General features: G+C 61.9%; 1 protein-coding gene. It reads left to right on the top strand.

Annotation, left to right across the window (positions count from 1 at the left end; translation table 11 throughout):
• On the top strand, nt 1-480 hold a 480-nt coding region (locus EN969_RS34745; RefSeq protein WP_206525386.1), incomplete at both ends, for a fatty acid desaturase.

Raw genomic sequence — 480 nt, forward strand, 5'->3', positions numbered from 1 at the left:
CCGGCGACAATCCGATCCGCAAGGCCTGGCTGCTGCATGCGATCGGCCTGGCCGTCGTGCTGCCGATCGTTCAGTTCGGCTTCGGCATCCCGCTGTGGCTTTACATTCTGGTGCCGGTCTGGCTCGGCCAGTCGCTGATCTCGATCCGTACGTTCGCCGAGCATCAATGGTCGGAACATCCGGAAGGCCGTACGGTGATCGTCGAGCGCTCGCCGCTGTCGTTCCTGTTCCTCAACAACAATCTGCATTTCGTCCATCACAAGACCCCGACCGTGGCCTGGTACAAGCTGCCCAAGCTGTTTCGCGACCGCCGTGAGGAATGGCTGCGGATGAACAATGGCTATGCCTATCCGAATTATTTCGCGCTGGTCAAAGCCTATGCGTTCAAGGCGAAAGAGCCGATCGTGCACCCGGTGCTGCGGCGTGCGCCTGAGCCGGGCAGGGCCTTCAAGCCGCGCATCAGGGCGCGCAGCATCAGCG

The sequence above is a fragment of the Mesorhizobium sp. M7A.F.Ca.CA.003.01.2.1 genome, assembly GCF_003998945.1.
GTDB classification, from domain to species: domain Bacteria; phylum Pseudomonadota; class Alphaproteobacteria; order Rhizobiales; family Rhizobiaceae; genus Mesorhizobium; species Mesorhizobium ciceri.